The 16564-nt window shown below is 66.5% G+C and carries 17 protein-coding genes; 8 read left to right on the forward strand and 9 right to left on the reverse strand.

Annotated elements, in window-relative coordinates:
- The coding region (locus ACH13J_RS11010; protein WP_397543446.1) for a polyprenyl synthetase family protein at positions 1-572 on the reverse strand (572 nt) is incomplete at its 3' end.
- 8 nt (positions 573-580) lie between these two features.
- Positions 581-823 carry an exodeoxyribonuclease VII small subunit gene (locus ACH13J_RS11015; protein WP_397543382.1) on the reverse strand — a complete coding sequence of 81 codons (243 nt, stop codon included), beginning with the start codon at positions 821-823 and terminating at the stop codon, positions 581-583.
- Positions 824-927: 104 nt separating this feature from the next.
- Here ACH13J_RS11015 and ACH13J_RS11020 point away from each other — a divergent pair, with 104 nt between their 5' ends.
- The 3 genes from ACH13J_RS11020 (at position 928) to ACH13J_RS11030 (ending at position 3347) form a co-directional block, all read left to right on the forward strand.
- Complete coding sequence (locus ACH13J_RS11020) at positions 928-1890, forward strand: phosphotransferase (protein ID WP_397543383.1); 963 nt, start codon at positions 928-930, stop codon at positions 1888-1890.
- Positions 1891-2426: 536 nt separating this feature from the next.
- Entirely contained in the window at positions 2427-3008 is a 582-nt protein-coding gene (locus tag ACH13J_RS11025) for an invasion associated locus B family protein (RefSeq protein ID WP_397543384.1), read from the forward strand.
- Positions 3009-3044: 36 nt separating this feature from the next.
- Positions 3045-3347 (forward strand): antibiotic biosynthesis monooxygenase, encoded by a 303-nt coding sequence (locus ACH13J_RS11030; protein WP_397543385.1) that lies wholly within the window; start codon positions 3045-3047, stop codon positions 3345-3347.
- 7 nt (positions 3348-3354) lie between these two features.
- On the opposite strand, the gene ACH13J_RS11035 is transcribed toward ACH13J_RS11030, so the two are convergent.
- The 4 genes from ACH13J_RS11035 to ACH13J_RS11050 all read right to left on the reverse strand — a co-directional run bounded on the left by ACH13J_RS11035 (position 3355) and on the right by ACH13J_RS11050 (position 7862).
- Entirely contained in the window at positions 3355-4566 is a 1212-nt protein-coding gene (locus ACH13J_RS11035; protein WP_397543386.1) for a beta-ketoacyl-ACP synthase II, read from the reverse strand.
- Positions 4563-4820 carry a phosphopantetheine-binding protein gene (locus ACH13J_RS11040; RefSeq protein WP_397543387.1) on the reverse strand — a complete coding sequence of 86 codons (258 nt, stop codon included), beginning with the start codon at positions 4818-4820 and terminating at the stop codon, positions 4563-4565. Before ACH13J_RS11040 ends, ACH13J_RS11035 begins: the two co-directional genes overlap by 4 nt.
- 33 nt (positions 4821-4853) lie before the next feature.
- Positions 4854-5945, reverse strand: coding sequence for a UDP-3-O-(3-hydroxymyristoyl)glucosamine N-acyltransferase (gene lpxD / locus ACH13J_RS11045; RefSeq protein ID WP_397543388.1), 1092 nt, complete (start codon positions 5943-5945; stop codon positions 4854-4856).
- A 96-nt stretch (positions 5946-6041) separates the two neighbouring features.
- The gene (locus ACH13J_RS11050; protein WP_397543389.1) at positions 6042-7862 is read right to left on the reverse strand and encodes a L,D-transpeptidase scaffold domain-containing protein; all 1821 of its coding nucleotides are present in this window, start codon (positions 7860-7862) and stop codon (positions 6042-6044) included.
- Between the two features lie 323 nt (positions 7863-8185).
- Between ACH13J_RS11050 and ACH13J_RS11055 the strand changes: the two genes are divergently transcribed.
- The gene (locus ACH13J_RS11055) at positions 8186-8755 is read left to right on the forward strand and encodes a YcbK family protein (RefSeq protein WP_397543390.1); all 570 of its coding nucleotides are present in this window, start codon (positions 8186-8188) and stop codon (positions 8753-8755) included.
- A gap of 86 nt (positions 8756-8841) precedes the next feature.
- On the opposite strand, the gene lipA is transcribed toward ACH13J_RS11055, so the two are convergent.
- Positions 8842-9792, reverse strand: coding sequence for a lipoyl synthase (gene lipA, locus ACH13J_RS11060; RefSeq protein WP_397543391.1), 951 nt, complete (start codon positions 9790-9792; stop codon positions 8842-8844).
- Positions 9793-9968: 176 nt separating this feature from the next.
- Here lipA and ACH13J_RS11065 point away from each other — a divergent pair, with 176 nt between their 5' ends.
- The gene (locus ACH13J_RS11065) at positions 9969-10694 is read left to right on the forward strand and encodes a VIT1/CCC1 transporter family protein (protein ID WP_397543392.1); all 726 of its coding nucleotides are present in this window, start codon (positions 9969-9971) and stop codon (positions 10692-10694) included.
- A 5-nt stretch (positions 10695-10699) separates the two neighbouring features.
- On the opposite strand, the gene ACH13J_RS11070 is transcribed toward ACH13J_RS11065, so the two are convergent.
- A complete protein-coding gene (locus ACH13J_RS11070) occupies positions 10700-11773 on the reverse strand; it encodes a DUF6456 domain-containing protein (protein WP_397543393.1) in 1074 nt (357 codons plus the stop codon).
- 240 nt (positions 11774-12013) lie between these two features.
- On the opposite strand from ACH13J_RS11070, the gene ACH13J_RS11075 reads away from it, so the two are divergent.
- Positions 12014-12349, forward strand: a complete 336-nt coding sequence (locus ACH13J_RS11075; protein WP_397543394.1) for a DUF6477 family protein — start codon at positions 12014-12016, stop codon at positions 12347-12349.
- Here the strand turns inward: ACH13J_RS11075 and ACH13J_RS11080 are convergent.
- Positions 12304-13848: a trimethylamine methyltransferase family protein gene (locus ACH13J_RS11080; protein ID WP_397543395.1), complete on the reverse strand. Its 1545-nt coding sequence runs from the start codon at positions 13846-13848 to the stop codon at positions 12304-12306. The two genes, ACH13J_RS11075 and ACH13J_RS11080, sit on opposite strands and share 46 nt — an antisense overlap.
- A 248-nt stretch (positions 13849-14096) precedes the next feature.
- On the opposite strand from ACH13J_RS11080, the gene guaA reads away from it, so the two are divergent.
- Positions 14097-15668, forward strand: a complete 1572-nt coding sequence (gene guaA / locus ACH13J_RS11085; RefSeq protein ID WP_397543396.1) for a glutamine-hydrolyzing GMP synthase — start codon at positions 14097-14099, stop codon at positions 15666-15668.
- Position 15669: 1 nt separating this feature from the next.
- Positions 15670-16542: a hypothetical protein gene (locus tag ACH13J_RS11090; RefSeq protein ID WP_397543397.1), complete on the forward strand. Its 873-nt coding sequence runs from the start codon at positions 15670-15672 to the stop codon at positions 16540-16542.
- The last annotated feature ends 22 nt before the right edge of the window (positions 16543-16564 follow it).

The raw sequence follows: 16564 nt of genomic DNA on the forward strand, positions 1-16564 counted from the left end.
CGCCCCCCCGCGGTGGCCGCCCACTCGATGAGCGCGCCGGTCTTGCCCGCCTGCAGCGCCGTGATCTCGTCCAGCCCGAGCGAAACCTCCGCATTCTCCGCGGCGATGTCGAGGGCCTGTCCCAGCACCATGCCCCGACCGCCCGCGGCCCGCGCGAGGCTGAGCACCAGTTCGGCCCGCGCCGCGCCGGTTTCGGCGCCCTCGGGGTGTGCCGCGAGCTCGAAGGCCAGCGCCTGAAGCGCGTCCCCCACCAGCACGGCCGTTGCCTCGTCCCATTTCACGTGCACAGTCGGCCGGCCCCGGCGCATCTCGTCGTCATCCATGCTGGGCAGGTCGTCATGCACGAGGCTGTAGGCATGCATCGCCTCGATCGCGCCGGCGGGCCACACGGCGCGCTCCGCCGCCACGCCATGCAGGCGCGCGCCCTCCATGACCAGCGCGGCGCGCACGCGCTTGCCGCCGCGCGTGGCATAGCGCATCCCTGCCGCCACCGCGTCATCGCCAAACGATTCCAGAACGTGATCGAGATGGGCCTGCACCCGCTCGCGGGTCGCGGCCAGTGCCGCCTCCATTTGCGCGCTCACATCCCCTCGGCCGGTTTCGTGCCGGTCGGGTTGCCCTCGCCATCCAGCGTGATCGCGGCGACCTTTTCCTCGGCTTGCTTCAGCTTTTCCTCGCAGCGCTTCTTGAGCTCTGCCCCCCGCTCGTAGAGCTTGATCGACTCCTCCAGCGCCACGTCGCCCCGTTCCAGCTTCGTAACGACCTGTTCGAGTTCCTTCATCGCCTCCTCGAAGGACATCTCGGACACCGGGGTTTCGGTCATGGGGCGCCTCCTGTTCACGGCCGGTTGCGCAGCCACCATAGACATGGGCAGGGCCGGGTTCAATTCGGTTGACGGCCCAACGGGTGTGGAGGATGGTTCGCGGCATGTCGAAACCACGCCCTCCTGTCGCCGACAGCTCTGCCGCGATGGACATCGTGCAGGCATTCAAGGACCGGGCAAAGGGCGATCCGGCCATGACCGGCGCCGCGCTGGAGGACGTGCTCAGGCTGGTCCCCGGCAAGCGCGCGATCCTTTCGGGGCGGTACGCGGGGCGCCGGGCGGTGTTTCGCTTTCATATCGACGAGCCACAGAAGAACGCGACGCGGAATTGGGCAGAGCTGACGCGCGCCTTCGCCTACATGTGCGATGGGGACTTGCGCGTGAACGCGCCGCTCGACCACGCGCCGGAGCTGGGGCTGGTGGTGGTCGAGCACGTGCAGGGCATGCCGCTCATGCAGCGGCTATGGCGCGCGCCGCATGCGGCGCGGGCGGAATACCTGGCGCCCGCGGCAGGCTGGCTGCGCAAGTACACCGCCCCCACCGAGGAGCGCATCCCGGCGCGGCTGGAGGGATGGCTGTCGCGGGCGCGCAAGGCCGCGGCGAGCCAGCCCTACGAGCACCTGCGCCCGGTCGAGGCCGCGCTGCTTGCCGAAATGGAGCGCATCGCCCCCGCGCTTGCGGGCAGGCCGTGGCGCGTGGCCATCTGTCACGGCGATTTCCACCCCAACAACCTGCTGGTGGAGGGCACGCGCCTGACGGGGATCGACACGGGCGGATCGGCCAAGCTGCCCGTCTACAAGGACATGGCCCGCTTTCTCGCCCATATGGGCCGGCGCGGGCTGATCCCCTCGGGACAGCGGCGTTTCGGCGTCGACCGGGCCGGTCTCGACGCCTTCGCAGGGGCATTCGCGCTCGACGAGATGGAAACGGCCCTCGCCCTGCCCTTCATGATCGGGGTCGAGGCGTTGATCCGCGTGGAGTCCAAGGCGCTGTCGCGCTCTCGCATCCGCCGGTCAGAGGCGTTTTACGAGGAGCTGCTCGGGGACATGCGCGAGCTGGACAGCTGAGCAGCGGGGCCGCGGCACAGGCACGCCCGGCACCACGCTTCATGCCGCGCCCGGAAATTTTCACGTTCCGACCATACAAAATTAACCTTTCCGCGCGAGGCTCGCGCTGACCTCGGGTCTCATGTCCTCTTGGCCCGGGGTGACTTCCTCCCTGTCAGACTGGCCGCGCTTTCGGGTGCGGCCTTTTTTGTCGCCCCGTCACGGGCGCGTTGCCGCCGCCGCGTCCGGGGCGCTAGAAACATGAGCCGTGGATACGTTTTTCCCGTGTTTTCAGCGTCATGAAAAATTTCAACCCCAGCTGTTGACGGGTCGCGGGAACTGTCATAGCGTTCGCGATACAACTAAGTCGGCCAGTCCGGCAGGGAGAACCAGGGGAAGAGACCGCGAGGTCTCTTTTCCTTTTTTATGGGGTGCCGCGCCGCCGCCCGTGCCACAGAATGCACCTTGCAACCTGCCGGACTGTGCGATTTTATCGCGCGCAGCGGCGGCCAGCGAAACGCCCCGCGAACGACAGTGACCACGAGAACGGGGATTTCATGTCCAGATTGCTTTTGACCTTTCCGCTGATCGCGCTCGCGGCCCTCGGGACCGGCGCAGCGGCGCAGGACGCCACGGACGACGCCGCGGACCCCGAACCGGGGCTCGACATGGGCCAGGAGGTCCGGGAAGACGCCTCTTACGTCAAGGAAACCTACGAGGACTGGCAACTGCAGTGCTTCCGCAGCGAGGCCGAGGAAGACCCCTGCCAGATGTACCAGCTTCTGCGCGAGGAGGCGGGCAACCCCGTGGCGGAGTTCAGCCTTTTCAAGCTGCCCGAGGACTCTCCCGCTGTGGCCGGGGCGACGATCGTGGTGCCGCTCGGCACCCTGCTGACCGAGGGGCTGCGGATATCGGTGGATGACGGCAAGGCCAAGGCCTACAACTTCTCCTTCTGTTCCATGGTCGGCTGCTTCGCGCGCATCGGCTTTACCGAGGCCGAGATCGAGGCGTTCCAGGCCGGCGGCGAGGCGAACCTCGTGATCGTGCCCGCGCAGGCCCCGAGCGAGCGTGTGCTGATCAAGGCGTCGCTCAGCGGGTTCACCGCCGCGTACGAGAACGTCTCGATCGCGCCGAACTGACCCGCACGGCCGGGATCTGGCGTCTTGTACGCGGTCGTGACCACCGTTGACATCCTGCCCGGCGCGGCCGAGCAGGTCGTCGCGCTGTTCGAGGAGACCAACCCGGCGCTGGTTCGGGACAGGCCGGACTGGCTGGGCGCGCGGATGTTGCTCGACCGGGACGCGCACAGGGTCACCGTCATCGCATACTGGCGCGCGCCGGAATCCTATCGCGAGATGGCGGCCTCGCCGGAGTTTCGCGCCGTCATGTCCCGGTTCGCGCCGCATTTCGCCGGACCGCCGCAAATCACCATCAACGAGGTGGCCATCGACATGACCCCGGATAATCTCGACGTCTGAGCGCGGCTCAGCCGAACCGCTTCAGGGCAAGCACCGCGTTCAGGCCGCCGAAGGCAAACGCGTTGGAAAGGGCGACGCTGACATCGGCCTCGCGCGCCTCGTTGGGAACGACGTCGAGCGCGCATTCCGGATCAGGCTCGTCATAGCCGATGGTCGGAGCCACGATCCCGTCGCGCACCGCCATGATGCACGCCAAGAGTTCGACCGCCCCCGTGCCACCGATCAGGTGGCCGTGCATCGACTTGGTCGAGGAAATCATCAGCCGGTCGGCATGCGCACCGAACACGTCGGCAACGGAGGCGCTCTCGGTCTTGTCGTTGGCGGCGGTGCCCGTGCCGTGCGCGTTGATATAGCCCACGTCCTGCAGGTCGATCCGCCCGTCCTGCAGCGCCCCGCGCATGGCCCGCGCAGCGCCCTGTTTCGAGGGCATCACGATATCGGAGGCATCGGACGTCATGGCGAACCCGGCAATCTCGGCAAGGATCGGCGCCCCGCGTTTCCTGGCGTGCTCCAGCTCCTCGAACACGAACACGCCGGCGCCCTCGCCTTGAACCATGCCGTTCCGGTTGGCCGAGAACGGGCGGCACGCGTCCTTGGACATGACGCGCAACCCCTCCCAAGCCTTGACGCCGCCGAAACACAACATCGATTCCGATCCGCCGGTGATCATCACCGGGCTCGCGCCGCCATGAACCAGCTGAAAGGCCTGCGCCATGGCGTGGTTCGAACTCGCACAAGCGGTCGAGACCGTAAAACTCGGCCCCTTGAGGTTGAATTCCATCGACACGTGGCTGGCCGCCGCGTTGTTCATGAGCTTGGGCACCACGAAGGGATGCACGCGGTTCTTGCCCTCCTCGTAGACAGAGCGGTAATTCTCGTCGAGCGTGGTCATCCCGCCGCCCGAATTGCCCAACACCACGCCGGTGCGCGCGGCCAGCTCGCCGGAGAATTCCAGCCCCGACTGGCCGATCGCCTCGCGCGCGGCCACCAGCGTGAACTGCGTGAACCTGTCATAAAGCGCCAGTTGCTGACGGTTGAAACGGGTCTCGGCCTCGTAGCCGCGCACCTGGCCGCCAATCCGGATGGCAAGACGCTCCACGTCGCGAAAATCCAGCTCGCCGATACCGCACCGCCCCTCGCGCATGGCCTCAAGGGTTTCAGGGACGGAGTGGCCGAGCGCGTTGATCGTCCCGGCCCCGGTAATGACGACCCGCTTCACGACTGCTCTGCCACGAGCTTCTCGATACCGGCCACGATCGAGGCGACGGACGATATATCGAAATCGCTCTCCTGCGGTTCGTTGGCGTTGAACGGCACGGCGATGTCGAATTCCTCCTCGATGGCAAAGATGCTTTCGACAAGCCCAAGGCTGTCGATCCCCAGATCGTCCAGCGTGCTGTCCATGGTCACGTCCGAGGGTTCCAGCACCGCCTGCTCGGCAATGATCCTGATGACACGATCCTTGATGTCCATCGCTCCGGGCCCCTTCCTGCGTCCGCGCCCGATTTAGTCGTTCGCGGGTCGGTTGGAAACCGTTTTCTTGAGGTCGGCCACATCCGAGAAGAGCCGCTTGAGCCGCCGGAAGCTCTTGAACACCTCCATGGTGGTTTCCATTTTCATTGCCGGATAGCCAAGCATCACGCGCCCAGAGGGGATATTTGCCAGCACGATCGTCCCGCCGCCGGTTATCACGTTGTCGCCGATAAAGATATTGTCGCTCACGCCGGTCTTGCCGCCCAGCACGACATGGTTGCCGATCCGGGTCGACCCCGCAACGCCCACCAGCCCGCACAGCAGGCAGTCCGACCCGATTTCCACGTTGTGACCGATCATCACGAGGTTGTCGATCTTGGTGCCGCTGCCCACCCGCGTGCTGCGGACCGTTCCGCTGTCGATCGTCGTGTTGGCGCCGATTTCCACGTCATCCCCGATCTCGACGGCACCGAGGCTATGGATGCGCGTCCAGCTCTGCGCCGCGGCCGATCCGCTGTCGCCGAGTGATTTGCGCACGTTCTCCACGCCCGAGGTTTCCGGCGTCACGAAGGAAAAGCCATCACCGCCGACAACTGCGCCGGGCTGGGCAATGAACCCGGTGCCGATCCGCACCCGGGCCCCTATCCGCACGCCCTCGCGCAGCAGGCCCGAGCGGCCGATGCTGGCCCCGGCCCCGACGCTGCATTGCGGCCCCACGGCCGTGCCCGCGCCGATATGGGCGTGCGCCCCGATCACGCTGAGCGGCCCCACGCTGACGCCCTCCTCCAGCCGCGCCGTGGCGTGGATGACGGCGGTGGGATGAATCCCATCCTCCCATTCCTGTCCCGGATCGAGCATCGCCGTGAGACCGGACATCGCGTAGCGCGGCCGCGGCGCGAGGATCGCGGCCTCAAGGCCAAGCGCCTGCCAGTCCGCCCCGTCCCAAAGAATCGCCGCGCGCGCCTCGCCTTGGGCGAGCCCATCGGCGAATTCCGGTTTCATCGCGATGGCCAGTTGCCGCGGCCCCGCATCCGCGGGCTCTGCGACGCCATCGATTGCAAGATCCGTTGCGCCGACGGCCTCCACCCCGAGGGATTGCGCGATCTGGTCTACCGTGTAGGGCATCTCGACCTCCTGCCTTGGCGCAAGACGTTTAGCCCCGAATGGCCCCATGTGAAACCCCTGCCCGTCCGCGTGGCCGGCCGGGCAGGTGCGCCATGCTCAGCGATCGATGCGGCGTGTCCGTGTGCTGGATCCGCGCGTGCTGGACCGCGAGCGCGTGGTCGTCGCCGCGGGGCTTTCATAGATGACCTGGCGGTATTGCGGCGTCTGCACGTTCTGCTGCGGCACGGTTTGTGCCTGTTGCTGACGGGGCTGTGTGCTGGGCTGGGGCGCGGGGCGGGCCTGACGCGGCTCCCACCGGGCGTTCGCCACCTGAACGGGGACATCCAGCCCGGCCCCGAGAAGCGCGTTCCAGATGCGGGCATCGCGGCCGTAGACATCTTCGCGGTAATGCGCTCGCCCCTTCGCGTCCGTGAACGCGGTGCGATAGATGATGTGCACCGGGATCTCCTGTTCCAGATCGACCTGCGTTTCCTGGCCGGTGTCAAGAATCCTGTGGAATACATCCCTCGGGTTTTCCTCCTGACGGGCGAGCAGCTTGTAGGCGAACTCGAAAGGGTCGGCCAACCGGATACAGCCATGACTGTAGGCCCGCCGCGTGCGGCTGAACAGGTGCTTGGCCGGCGTGTCGTGCAGGTAGATGTTGTACTTGTTGGGGAACATGAACTTCACCAGGCCAAGCGCGTTGCTGTCCGACGGCGGCTGCTTGAGATCGAAGGGGAAGGTATTGCGGTTGTAGGCGTTGAAGTTGATGCCCGCCCGGCTGACCTGTCGCCCCTGCCAGTCGTAAAGCCGCAGGTGACTGGCCGCACCCGGGTTGGCCTGCATCTGCGGCAGGTACTCGTTGACGGCGATCGAGCGCGGCACGTTCCATGTCGGGTTGATGACCATGTGTTCCATCACGTCCGAGAACTCGGGGCTGCGCCGGTCGCTGGAATTGGCGCCCACCACTGCGCGCGTCTGGAAAGTGATGCGGTCGTTGTCGATGATCCGGGCGCTGAAATCGGTCAGGTTGACGAGGATGTGGCGGCTGCCGCGTTCCTTGTTGAGCCAGCGTTCGCGCTCCATCGCCACGATGACCGACCGCAGGCGGTGTGCCGCGGGGCGGTTGATTTCCTCGATGGTATTGGCACCGGCCTTGCCATCGACCGCGAGACCGTGCGCCTCCTGGAAGCGCGACACGCCCTTGGCGATGTTGTCGTCGTAGACCATGGTCGAGGTCCGGTCGAGATAGCCCATGCGCATCAACCGGTCGCGCAGGGCGACAACACCATCGCCGCGGTCGCCCAGTTCAAGCGCGCGGGCGGCCACGGTCCGGCCCCACCCGCCTGTTTCCATCACGCGCTCAAGCCGCATCTTTTCCTTCATCAGCCGCGCGTATTCGCGGGTTTGCGGCACGAGCGAGCGGAAATAGGCACGCGGGTGGTCGGATTCCGTCAACCCGGCGAGGTAGGTCGTCGCATCCCGGTAGACGCCGTCGCGCTTGATGTCATCGTCAACGGCTGAGGGGTCGAGCGCCCCCGACTGCATGTCGCGGGCAAGCTGGATGAAGGCCTTGGTCATGGCCACCTCGGCAAAGCCGCGGTCGCGCGCGCTGTCGACAGAGGCCAGCACATCCAGCAGCCGCTCGGGGTTGTAGCGGGCTTCGGGCAGGCCGTGCAGCCCCACCGTCTGCATTGCCGACAGAAGCGCGCTGCGCCGCGCGCGGTCGGCCTCGCCCGCGCCGGTCCAGACCGCGCCAAAATCGTTGGAGCGATAGAAGGCAGCGATGTCCCGGTCATCGGCGGCCGCCTCGGCCACCGCCTGCTTGAAGGCCGTGAACCTCGTTTCCGCCGCCGGCGCCCCCGTCGCCGCGAGCACGGCAATGCACAGCGCCAAGCACATGCCGATGGCGCTGTTCCCAAGAAATCGCAGAATCATTTCGCTTCCCCTGTCATCCCAATCCGTTTCTTGCAATATAATCCATCTTCGCCGTCACGGCATTGCTGTCCAATCAAATCTTGAACAGCGCATTGCGCACCGCGCACCGGGTGCATCGTGCGGGCAACACTCGCGCAAAAACGGCACAGCACGACGGTTTTGCGCAAGTTTTTGCCGAAAAAGGTTGAACCCGACGGATTGTTGCATCTTCGCCTTTCGACCCGATTCTGAATCTGCCATAAATGCGGCACGCACCATGGGGACGGTGATCAACAACGCCGCGAAAGCGGGATCAGGTAAGCGACGGGACAGGCAAAGACATCATGACGGACTCCGGCTCGACGAGCATGACACGGCGCGCCCTGCTGGGCGCTTTCGCCGCCACCACAATCACGGCGGCACCGACCTTCGCCAATGCCGCCGGCCTTTTGAGGGGGGCAGGCGACATCCGCCGGCTCAAGATGACATCGCCCCGGACCGGTGAGTCGATCGACACCATCTACTGGATCGAGGGCGACTATATCCGCGATGCCGTGCGCGAAATCACGCTTTTCATGCGCGACTGGCGTACCGACGACGTGCACGACATCGACACGCGCACGATCGACATCCTGGCTGCCAGTCACAACCTGCTGGAGGTGACGGAACCCTACATGCTCCTGTCCGGGTACCGCAGCCCCGAAACCAATCGGATGCTGCGCCGCCGGTCCAGCGGGGTGGCCAAGAATTCCCGGCACCTGCGCGGACAGGCGGCCGACGTGCGCCTTGGATCGCGCAGCGTCAACCAGATGTACCGCGCCGCCATGGCGTGCAAGGGCGGCGGTGTCGGCCGCTATTCCGGCAGCAACTTCGTCCACATGGATTGCGGGCCGGTGCGCAGCTGGGGCCGCTGACGCCCGGTACCGGCGCCCGCCCGTAACACGGGCGGCACTGCCATCGTTTCACCGTTTTGGGAACATCACGCGCCCGCGGCGGGCCGTCACGCCCCGAGCCGTTCGAGCCGTGCCGCGCGCAGGCGGGCAAAGTCCTCGCCCGCATGATAGGAAGACCGCGTGAGCGGTGTCGCCGACACCATCAAGAAGCCCTTTCCGTATGCCACCTTTTCGTAGGCGGCAAACTCGTCGGGATGCACGAAACGGTCCACAGCGTGGTGCTTGGGCGTGGGCTGCAGGTACTGGCCGATGGTCAGGAAATCCACGTCCGCCGCCCGCATGTCATCCATCACCTGGTGAACCTGTGCGCGGCTCTCGCCCAGCCCGACCATGATCCCCGACTTGGTGAACATCGCAGGGTCCAGCTCCTTGACACGCTGCAGCAGCCGCAGCGAATGGAAATAGCGCGCGCCCGGCCGCACCTCGGTGTATAGCCCCGGCACGGTTTCGAGGTTGTGGTTGAACACGTCCGGGCGTGCCGCGACGACCGTTTCCAGCACCGCGGGATCACAGTTCAGGAAATCCGGCGTCAGGATCTCGATCGTCGTGCCCGGGCTGCGGTGTCGGATGGCGCGTATGGTGCGGGCGAAATGCTCGGCGCCACCATCCTCGACATCGTCGCGGTCGACGGACGTGACGACCACGTGGTTCAGCCCCAGCTTCTGCACCGCGTCGGCCACACGGCCCGGCTCGAACGGGTCGAGCTCCTCGGGCGGCTTGCCCGTGGCGATGTTGCAGAAGCTGCAGGCGCGGGTGCAGACCTCGCCCATGATCATCATCGTGGCGTGGCCGCGGCTCCAGCATTCGCCCGCGTTGGGGCAACCGGCCTCCTCGCAGACCGTCACCAGCTTGTTCTCGCGCATGATCCGGTGCGTTTCGCGGTACCCCTCGCTGTCGGGCGCCCTGACCCGGATCCAGTCCGGTTTCTTCGGCTGCGCGTTGTCCGGCCGGCGGGCCTTCTCGGGGTGACGTTGCTCTGGGATGCTGAGGTCTCTCACGGAATCTCTCCCCGCGATCGGAATTGCGTGTCGTCCGACAGATAATACAGTATGGAGGGGAGTGCCAGTTCCGTGTCGCTGCGGGTGGCGCGGATGCCCCGTTGCGCCCGCCGCGCGGGGCGTTATGGTTGCGCCGCCGGACAGGACCGCGGCAAGCAACAACTCACGGGCACGCGATGGATTGGCAGGCTCACAGGCGCGAGGCGCACAGGCTCGGCCGGACGCAGGAATACCTCAAACAGATCGTCTACGGCGGCAATGACGGGATCGTCACCACCTTTGCCATCGTCGCCGGGTTCGCCGGGGCGCAGGCGGACGGCGTCGCCCAGATCGGCGGCGTGGCCGTGCTCGTCTTCGGTCTGGCCAACCTGTTCGCAGACGCGGTCAGCATGGGGCTGGGGGAATACCTCTCGCTCCGCTCGCAGCACGACCTGTACCGCGCGCGACGCGACAGCGAGCTGGAGGAAATCGCGTCCGATCCCGAACAGGAGCGCACCGAGCTTTTCGAGATCCTGCGCCAGCGCGGCCTGCCGGCCGGCGAGGCCGATACCGCCGCCGCGATCCTGTCACGCCATCCCGACCTGATGGCCGATCTGATGATGACCTACGAGTTCGGCATGCACAGCCCCGACGAGGAGAACCCGGCGCTGAGCGGTCTGTCGACTTTCCTGTCCTTCGTCGTCTTTGGCGCTGTGCCGCTGGTGCCGTATTTCCTGCTCGATCCGGATTCGCGCACCTTCACCCTGTCGGTCTCGGCGACGGCACTCGCGCTTGTTGCGCTCGGGCTGCTGCGCTGGAACGCGACGGGCGAGAGGCTGGTGCGCTGCGTGGGCGAGACGGTGCTCGTCGGCACGCTTTGCGCGGTGGTGGCATTCGGCGTGGGCTGGATCGTGGGGGCCTGAGGAATTCAGCCCAGCAGGTCGCCGGCCTCGCCAAGGCTGTCATAGTGCCGCTTGAGCCGCTGTAGCGCGATCCTCAGGACGATCTTGCCGGACCGCGCCGACCAGCCGAGCATCTTCTCGACCTGTTCCAGACCCTCCAGATAACAGCAGCAGCGCAACGCGACATCGCCCAGCCCCGGCCCCAGGTCGCGCAGCGCCCCGGTCACGCGCGCGCAGGCGGCGCGAGATGCCGGCGTGCCGCCGCTGGCGGCCTCTTGCGCTTCCGTCAGGAACCGGTCCCATCCCTGGCCGCGGCGCCCGGACAGGTTGGCCATCTCGTAATCCTCGCGCAGCCGCTCGCCCGCGCGCACGAGGTCGGCGGACAGGAACCTGTGCCCCGCGCGGTCGCGGCGGCGCGCAAGCAATGCCAGAGGCGTCTCCGCACGGTGATGCCGCGGCCGTGCCGGCCGCGCGGCCTGACTGCATGCTGCCCGCGGCCACGGATCGGGCTGAAACGGGGCCTGCGCCTCGGCAAAACCCACCGCGCAGTTTTCGGCCTGCGCCACCAGACGGTTCAACACCTCGCGCCCGGCACGCGTGATGTGATAGCGCGACACCCGCGCAGGTCGGTCGCAAAGGATCCACTCCTTGAGCGCCATTGCCTCGGCCACGTCGCGCTCGACCACGGCAAGCCGCGTCGTGTCGCCGCTGGCTGTCTCGCGCACGACGACGGCCTTGTCGAGATCCGCCGCCACGGCCAGTACCGCGCCGGTCTCGCACAGGCGGCGCAGGACGCGCCGCGCCTCTGCCTCCAGCCGCTCCGGCGTGGGGGCCGCGCCCTGCCCCTCGGCGACGTCATCGCGATCATCGCGCACCTGCCGGCCCAGACGGCGCAACGCCCGGTCCACGAGAATGTCCTCGCGCCGCGCCTCGAGCGCACGCACCTGCCGCAGGACGGTCGAGGCATGAACCCCTGCCTCGCGTGCGAGCGCACGGATCGCCAGCCCCGTCTCGGTGTGGGCGAGATAGGTTACGGCCTCCTTGGGCACCCAGGACGGGAGGGTTTCGGCGAGGGGCGAACGAGGTGAGGCGTGGAGCATTTGGCTGTCCTCATTCCTGGCTGGGGTCGGCGACACATGACCGCGAGGTTTCATCCACAGGTTGTCCACAGGGATGCGCGGCAGTTGTTACCCAAAAGTTAACAATTTTTGATATCGTGATGATTGTTGCCATTTCATTAACAATAGAAAGCCTCAGCGCTCGGCAATCGTTACATAAACGCAACACCCGCTTAGGTTGTGCTTTCCTGCCGGCGAAACCTGAAACGACCGGAGACTGCCATGACCGATCTGCTGAGCCTGCTCGACCAGCGTCGCCGCCCGCCCCTTCTCGTTCAGGCGGCGCGCATCGGTGCGGCCGAATATCGCCGCGAACGCGCCCTGCGCCGGCATCTTGGCTGCAACGATCTGCCCGGAAACGGCGCGGCGCTGTCAGCACTGATGGAACTGGAGGACGCGCTCGAGGAGGGCAGGCAAGCCGGGGACGCCGGCTATTCGCCGGCGCGCCACGTGGATGTCATGATCGCGTTGATGGGCGAGGCCCGCCTGATGCGCGCCTCGCGCTCGGCGCCTCAGCCGAAGGCGTCAGGCATCGACGCCTTCTTCTCGGCGACGTAGGCCTCCAGCGCGGCGGCCACGCCGGGATCGATCGGCGGCTGCTGGTAGTTGTCCAGCATCTGGCGCATCTTGGCATTCGCGATGCTCACGGTGTCGCGCTCGCCCTCTTCGGCCCATTGCTCGAACGGCTTGTAGTCGAGCACGTCCGACCGCCAGAAGGCCGATTTGAAATTGGCCTGGGTATGCGCACAGCCAAGATAGTGCCCGCCAGGCCCCACCTCGCGGATGGCATCCATCGCCTGGCCGTTCTCATCCATCTCGATGCCCTTGGCGAGGTGATGCAGCACGCCCAGCTGGTCGGCATCCATCACGAACTTCTCGAAGCTGGCCACAAGCCCGCCTTCGAGCCAGCCGCAGGAATGCAGCATGAAGTTCACACCGGACAGTAGGCCGAGGTTCAGGCTGTTGGCCGTTTCGTATGCTGCCTGCGCGTCGGGCAGCTTGGACCCGTTGAAGGAACCCGCGGAGCGGAACGGCAGCCCGAGCCGCCGTGCCAGCTGGCCGGCGCCGTAGGTGATGTGCGACGCCTCGGGCGTGCCGAAGGTCGGTGCACCGCTGTTCATGTCGATCGAGGTGACAAAGGCGCCGAAGATGACCGGCGCACCCGGCCGGATGAGCTGGGAATAGGCAATCCCCGCCAGCACCTCGGCAAGCACCTGCGTCAGGGTGCCCGCCACCGAAACCGGCGCCATGGCCCCGCCCACGATGAAGGGCGAGATGATGCAGGCCTGGTTGTTGCTGGCGTACACCTCCAGCGCGCCCATCATCACCTCGTCGAAGGTCATGGGCGAGTTGATGTTGATCAGCGAGGTCATGACCGTGTTGTCCTGCACGAAATCGTTGCCGAACAGCATCTTGCACATCTCCACGCTGTCCTTGGCCCGGTCGGGGTCGGTGACAGAGCCCATGAACGGCTTGTCCGAAAGCGTCATGTGCGCCTTGAGCATGTCCAGATGGCGCTTGTTGACGGGGACATCGGTGGGTTCGCACACCGTTCCGCCGGAATGGTGCAGCCACTTGGACATGTAGCCAAGCTTCACGAATTTCTCGAAATCGGCGAGCGTCGCGTAGCGCCGCCCCCCCTCCATGTCGCGCACGAAGGGCGGGCCGTAGATGGGAGCGCAGACCATGTTGCGTCCGCCCACCACCACGTTGCGCTCGGGGTTGCGGGCATGTTGCGTGTATTGCGCAGGCGCCGACCTGGCCAGTTCGCGCGCCATCCCGCGCGGGATGCGCACGCGGTCGCCCTCCACGTCCGCCCCGGCCGCGCGCCACCGCTCCAGCGCGGCGGGGTTCTCGACGAAATTGACGCCGATCTCCTCGAGCACGGTTTCCGCGTTGTGCTCGATGATATCGAGCGCCTCTTCGTTGAGCACCTCGAAATTCGGGATGTTGCGTTCTATGTACCGCGCCGTGTCGAAACTGACGGCGCTGCGGCTGGCGCGGCGGGCGGCCCCGCCACCGCCACGGCTTCTTCTGCGGGCTGCTGCTTGTGTCATCAACAGGTCTCCTTGGTCGCGACGCGCGCGCTGATCGGCGCCCTTGAGAGGGTTTTTATCTCCAGCGCCGGCGCATCTCCGGCAGGTTTGCGGCCATGCCCGGCCAAAACCGACATGTTCGGACAAAATCACGCGTCCGCCCGTGCGCGGCCGCGCCGGCTGTCTTGCAACGTCTAATCACGCGTCCGCCCGTGCGCGGCCGCGCCGGCTGTCTTGCAACGTCTCCGGCGTCGGGGTAGAGGGCGCTCATGCAGAACCCCGCCCAGCACGACCGCCTCCTCATCGTCGATTTCGGCAGCCAGGTGACACAGCTGATCGCGCGCCGCCTGCGCGAGCTCAGCGTCTACTGCGAGATCCACCCCTACCAGAACGTGACCGAGACGTTCCTCGACGCGTTCGCGCCCAAGGCCGTGATCCTGTCGGGCGGGCCGGCCTCGGTGCTGGATGCGAACGCGCCGCGGCCGCCAGAGCGCGTTTTCCGGCTTGGGGTTCCGGTGCTCGGGATCTGTTATGGCCAGCAGGTGATGATGGACATGCTGGGCGGACGGGTGACCCGCGGCGACGGCACCGCCGAGTTCGGGCGTGCCTATGTCAGCCCGAGCGAGGAACGCTTGCCCCTGCTGGACGGCTGGTTCGCCGGCGAGGACGGACGCGAGCAGGTCTGGATGAGCCATGGCGACCATGTTTCGGCACTGGCGCCGGGGTTCAAGGTTTACGGCACCTCGCCGAACGCGCCCTTCGCGGTGACCGCCGACGCGGACCGGAACTTCTTTGCGGTTCAGTTCCATCCCGAGGTGCACCACACCCCCAACGGCCGCAAGCTCTACGAGAATTTCGTGCGGCTGGCCGGCTTCACCGGCGACTGGACCATGGCCGCCTACCGCGACGAGGCCATCCGCCAGATCCGCGAGCAGGTCGGTGACCGCAAGGTGATCTGCGGCCTCTCGGGCGGGGTCGACAGCGCGGTGGCCGCAGTGCTGATACACGAGGCGATCGGCGACCAGCTTACCTGCGTTTTCGTCGACCACGGCCTGTTGCGCCAGGGCGAGGCGGACGAGGTCGTGACCATGTTCCGCGACCACTACAACATCCCGCTCATCCACGCCAACGAGGCCGAACTGTTCCTTGGCCAGCTCGAGGGGGTGAGCGACCCCGAGCAGAAGCGCAAGACCATCGGGCGGCTGTTCATCGACGTGTTCCAGCGCCACGCCGGCGATATCGAGGGCGCAGAGTTCCTCGCACAGGGCACGCTCTACCCGGACGTGATCGAGAGCGTGTCGTTCTCCGGCGGGCCGTCCGTCACGATCAAGAGCCATCACAACGTGGGCGGCCTGCCCGAGAAGATGGGGCTGAAGCTGGTGGAGCCCCTGCGCGAGCTGTTCAAGGACGAGGTCCGCGCCCTCGGCCGCGAACTGGGGCTGCCGCAGGGTTTCATCGGCCGCCACCCCTTCCCCGGCCCGGGGCTGGCCATCCGATGCCCCGGCGAGATCACCCGCGACAAGCTGGAAATCCTGCGCAAGGCCGACGCGATCTACATCGACCAGATCCGCCGGCACGGCCTGTATGACGAGATCTGGCAGGCCTTCGTCGCCATCCTGCCCGTGCGCACCGTGGGCGTGATGGGCGACGGGCGCACCTACGACTACGCCTGCGCGCTGCGCGCGGTAACCTCGGTGGACGGGATGACGGCCGACACCTATCCGTTCACGCACGATTTCCTCGGGGAAACCGCGACCCGCATCATCAACGAGGTCAAGGGCATCAACCGCGTCACCTACGACGTGACCAGCAAGCCGCCGGGAACCATCGAGTGGGAATGACATGTTCGAGCCGCTGAACAGCCACGCATGGGACGCCTATTCGCAGACGGGCGAGGACGGCATCATATCCGAGCTGATGAACAGGCTCGGCGTTTTCGACCGCGACGGGGAAAAATGGTGCGTGGAGTTCGGCGCGTGGGACGGTGTACACCTGTCCAACACCTGCAACCTGATCCGTAACCACGGCTTTCGCGCAGTCCTGATCGAGGGCGAGACCCGGCGTTACCGTGACCTTTGCCGCAACCACCCCGATGAGGAGATCGTCAAGGTCAACCGTTTCGTCACGCTCGACGGCGACAGCCGGCTCGACGCGCTGTTGGCGCAGACGGACATCCCCGAGGATTTCGACCTGCTCTCGATCGATATCGACAGCTGCGATTACCACGTCTGGCAAAGCGTCGAGCGTTACAGGCCCAAGGCCGTGATCATCGAGTTCAATCACACGATCCCGGTGGACATCGCCTATGTCCAGCCGCCGGACTTTGCCGTCAATCACGGCAACGGGGTCAAGGCAATGGACAACCTGGCGCGGGACAAGGGATACACGACCGTCTGCGTGCATGCGAGCAACCTTCTCGCGGTGCGCAACGACCTGCTCGAGCGTGTCACGCAAACGCCGCCGCCGCCGGTCGAGGAAATGGCCGACCCCGACGCGCGCCGCTTCGTTTTCGTGGGGTTTGACGGAACCGTGCTGTCGAACTTCGACGAACTGCCCATGGACTGGCACCCGACACGCATCGGCATGGCCGACCTGCAGGTGCTGCCGCGCTTCCTGCGCCGGTATTCGGGCAATTACACGCCGCTGCATTGGGCGGCGTTCGGGATGCTCGATTACTGGCGTCGTGTGCGTCGTGCGCTGCGCCGTGATGGCTGAACGACGGCCCCCGTCACCGCCG

It is taken from the genome of Roseovarius salis (assembly GCF_044472985.1).
GTDB classification, from domain to species: Bacteria; Pseudomonadota; Alphaproteobacteria; order Rhodobacterales; family Rhodobacteraceae; genus Roseovarius; species Roseovarius salis.

What these genes read in the sequence shown, in the direction of transcription:
- ACH13J_RS11020 (WP_397543383.1), top strand. Translation starts at nt 928, where the DNA reads ATGTCGAAACCACGCCCTCCTGTCGCCGACAGCTCTGCCGCGATGGAC.
- lpxD (WP_397543388.1), bottom strand. Translation starts at nt 5,945, where the DNA reads ATGCCCTACACGGTAGACCAGATCGCGCAATCCCTCGGGGTGGAGGCC.
- ACH13J_RS11055 (WP_397543390.1), top strand. Translation starts at nt 8,186, where the DNA reads ATGACGGACTCCGGCTCGACGAGCATGACACGGCGCGCCCTGCTGGGC.
- ACH13J_RS11050 (WP_397543389.1), bottom strand. Translation starts at nt 7,862, where the DNA reads ATGATTCTGCGATTTCTTGGGAACAGCGCCATCGGCATGTGCTTGGCG.
- ACH13J_RS11015 (WP_397543382.1), bottom strand. Translation starts at nt 823, where the DNA reads ATGACCGAAACCCCGGTGTCCGAGATGTCCTTCGAGGAGGCGATGAAG.
- ACH13J_RS11075 (WP_397543394.1), top strand. Translation starts at nt 12,014, where the DNA reads ATGACCGATCTGCTGAGCCTGCTCGACCAGCGTCGCCGCCCGCCCCTT.
- ACH13J_RS11090 (WP_397543397.1), top strand. Translation starts at nt 15,670, where the DNA reads ATGTTCGAGCCGCTGAACAGCCACGCATGGGACGCCTATTCGCAGACG.
- ACH13J_RS11065 (WP_397543392.1), top strand. Translation starts at nt 9,969, where the DNA reads ATGGATTGGCAGGCTCACAGGCGCGAGGCGCACAGGCTCGGCCGGACG.
- ACH13J_RS11040 (WP_397543387.1), bottom strand. Translation starts at nt 4,820, where the DNA reads ATGGACATCAAGGATCGTGTCATCAGGATCATTGCCGAGCAGGCGGTG.
- guaA (WP_397543396.1), top strand. Translation starts at nt 14,097, where the DNA reads ATGCAGAACCCCGCCCAGCACGACCGCCTCCTCATCGTCGATTTCGGC.
- ACH13J_RS11025 (WP_397543384.1), top strand. Translation starts at nt 2,427, where the DNA reads ATGTCCAGATTGCTTTTGACCTTTCCGCTGATCGCGCTCGCGGCCCTC.
- ACH13J_RS11080 (WP_397543395.1), bottom strand. Translation starts at nt 13,848, where the DNA reads ATGACACAAGCAGCAGCCCGCAGAAGAAGCCGTGGCGGTGGCGGGGCC.
- ACH13J_RS11070 (WP_397543393.1), bottom strand. Translation starts at nt 11,773, where the DNA reads ATGCTCCACGCCTCACCTCGTTCGCCCCTCGCCGAAACCCTCCCGTCC.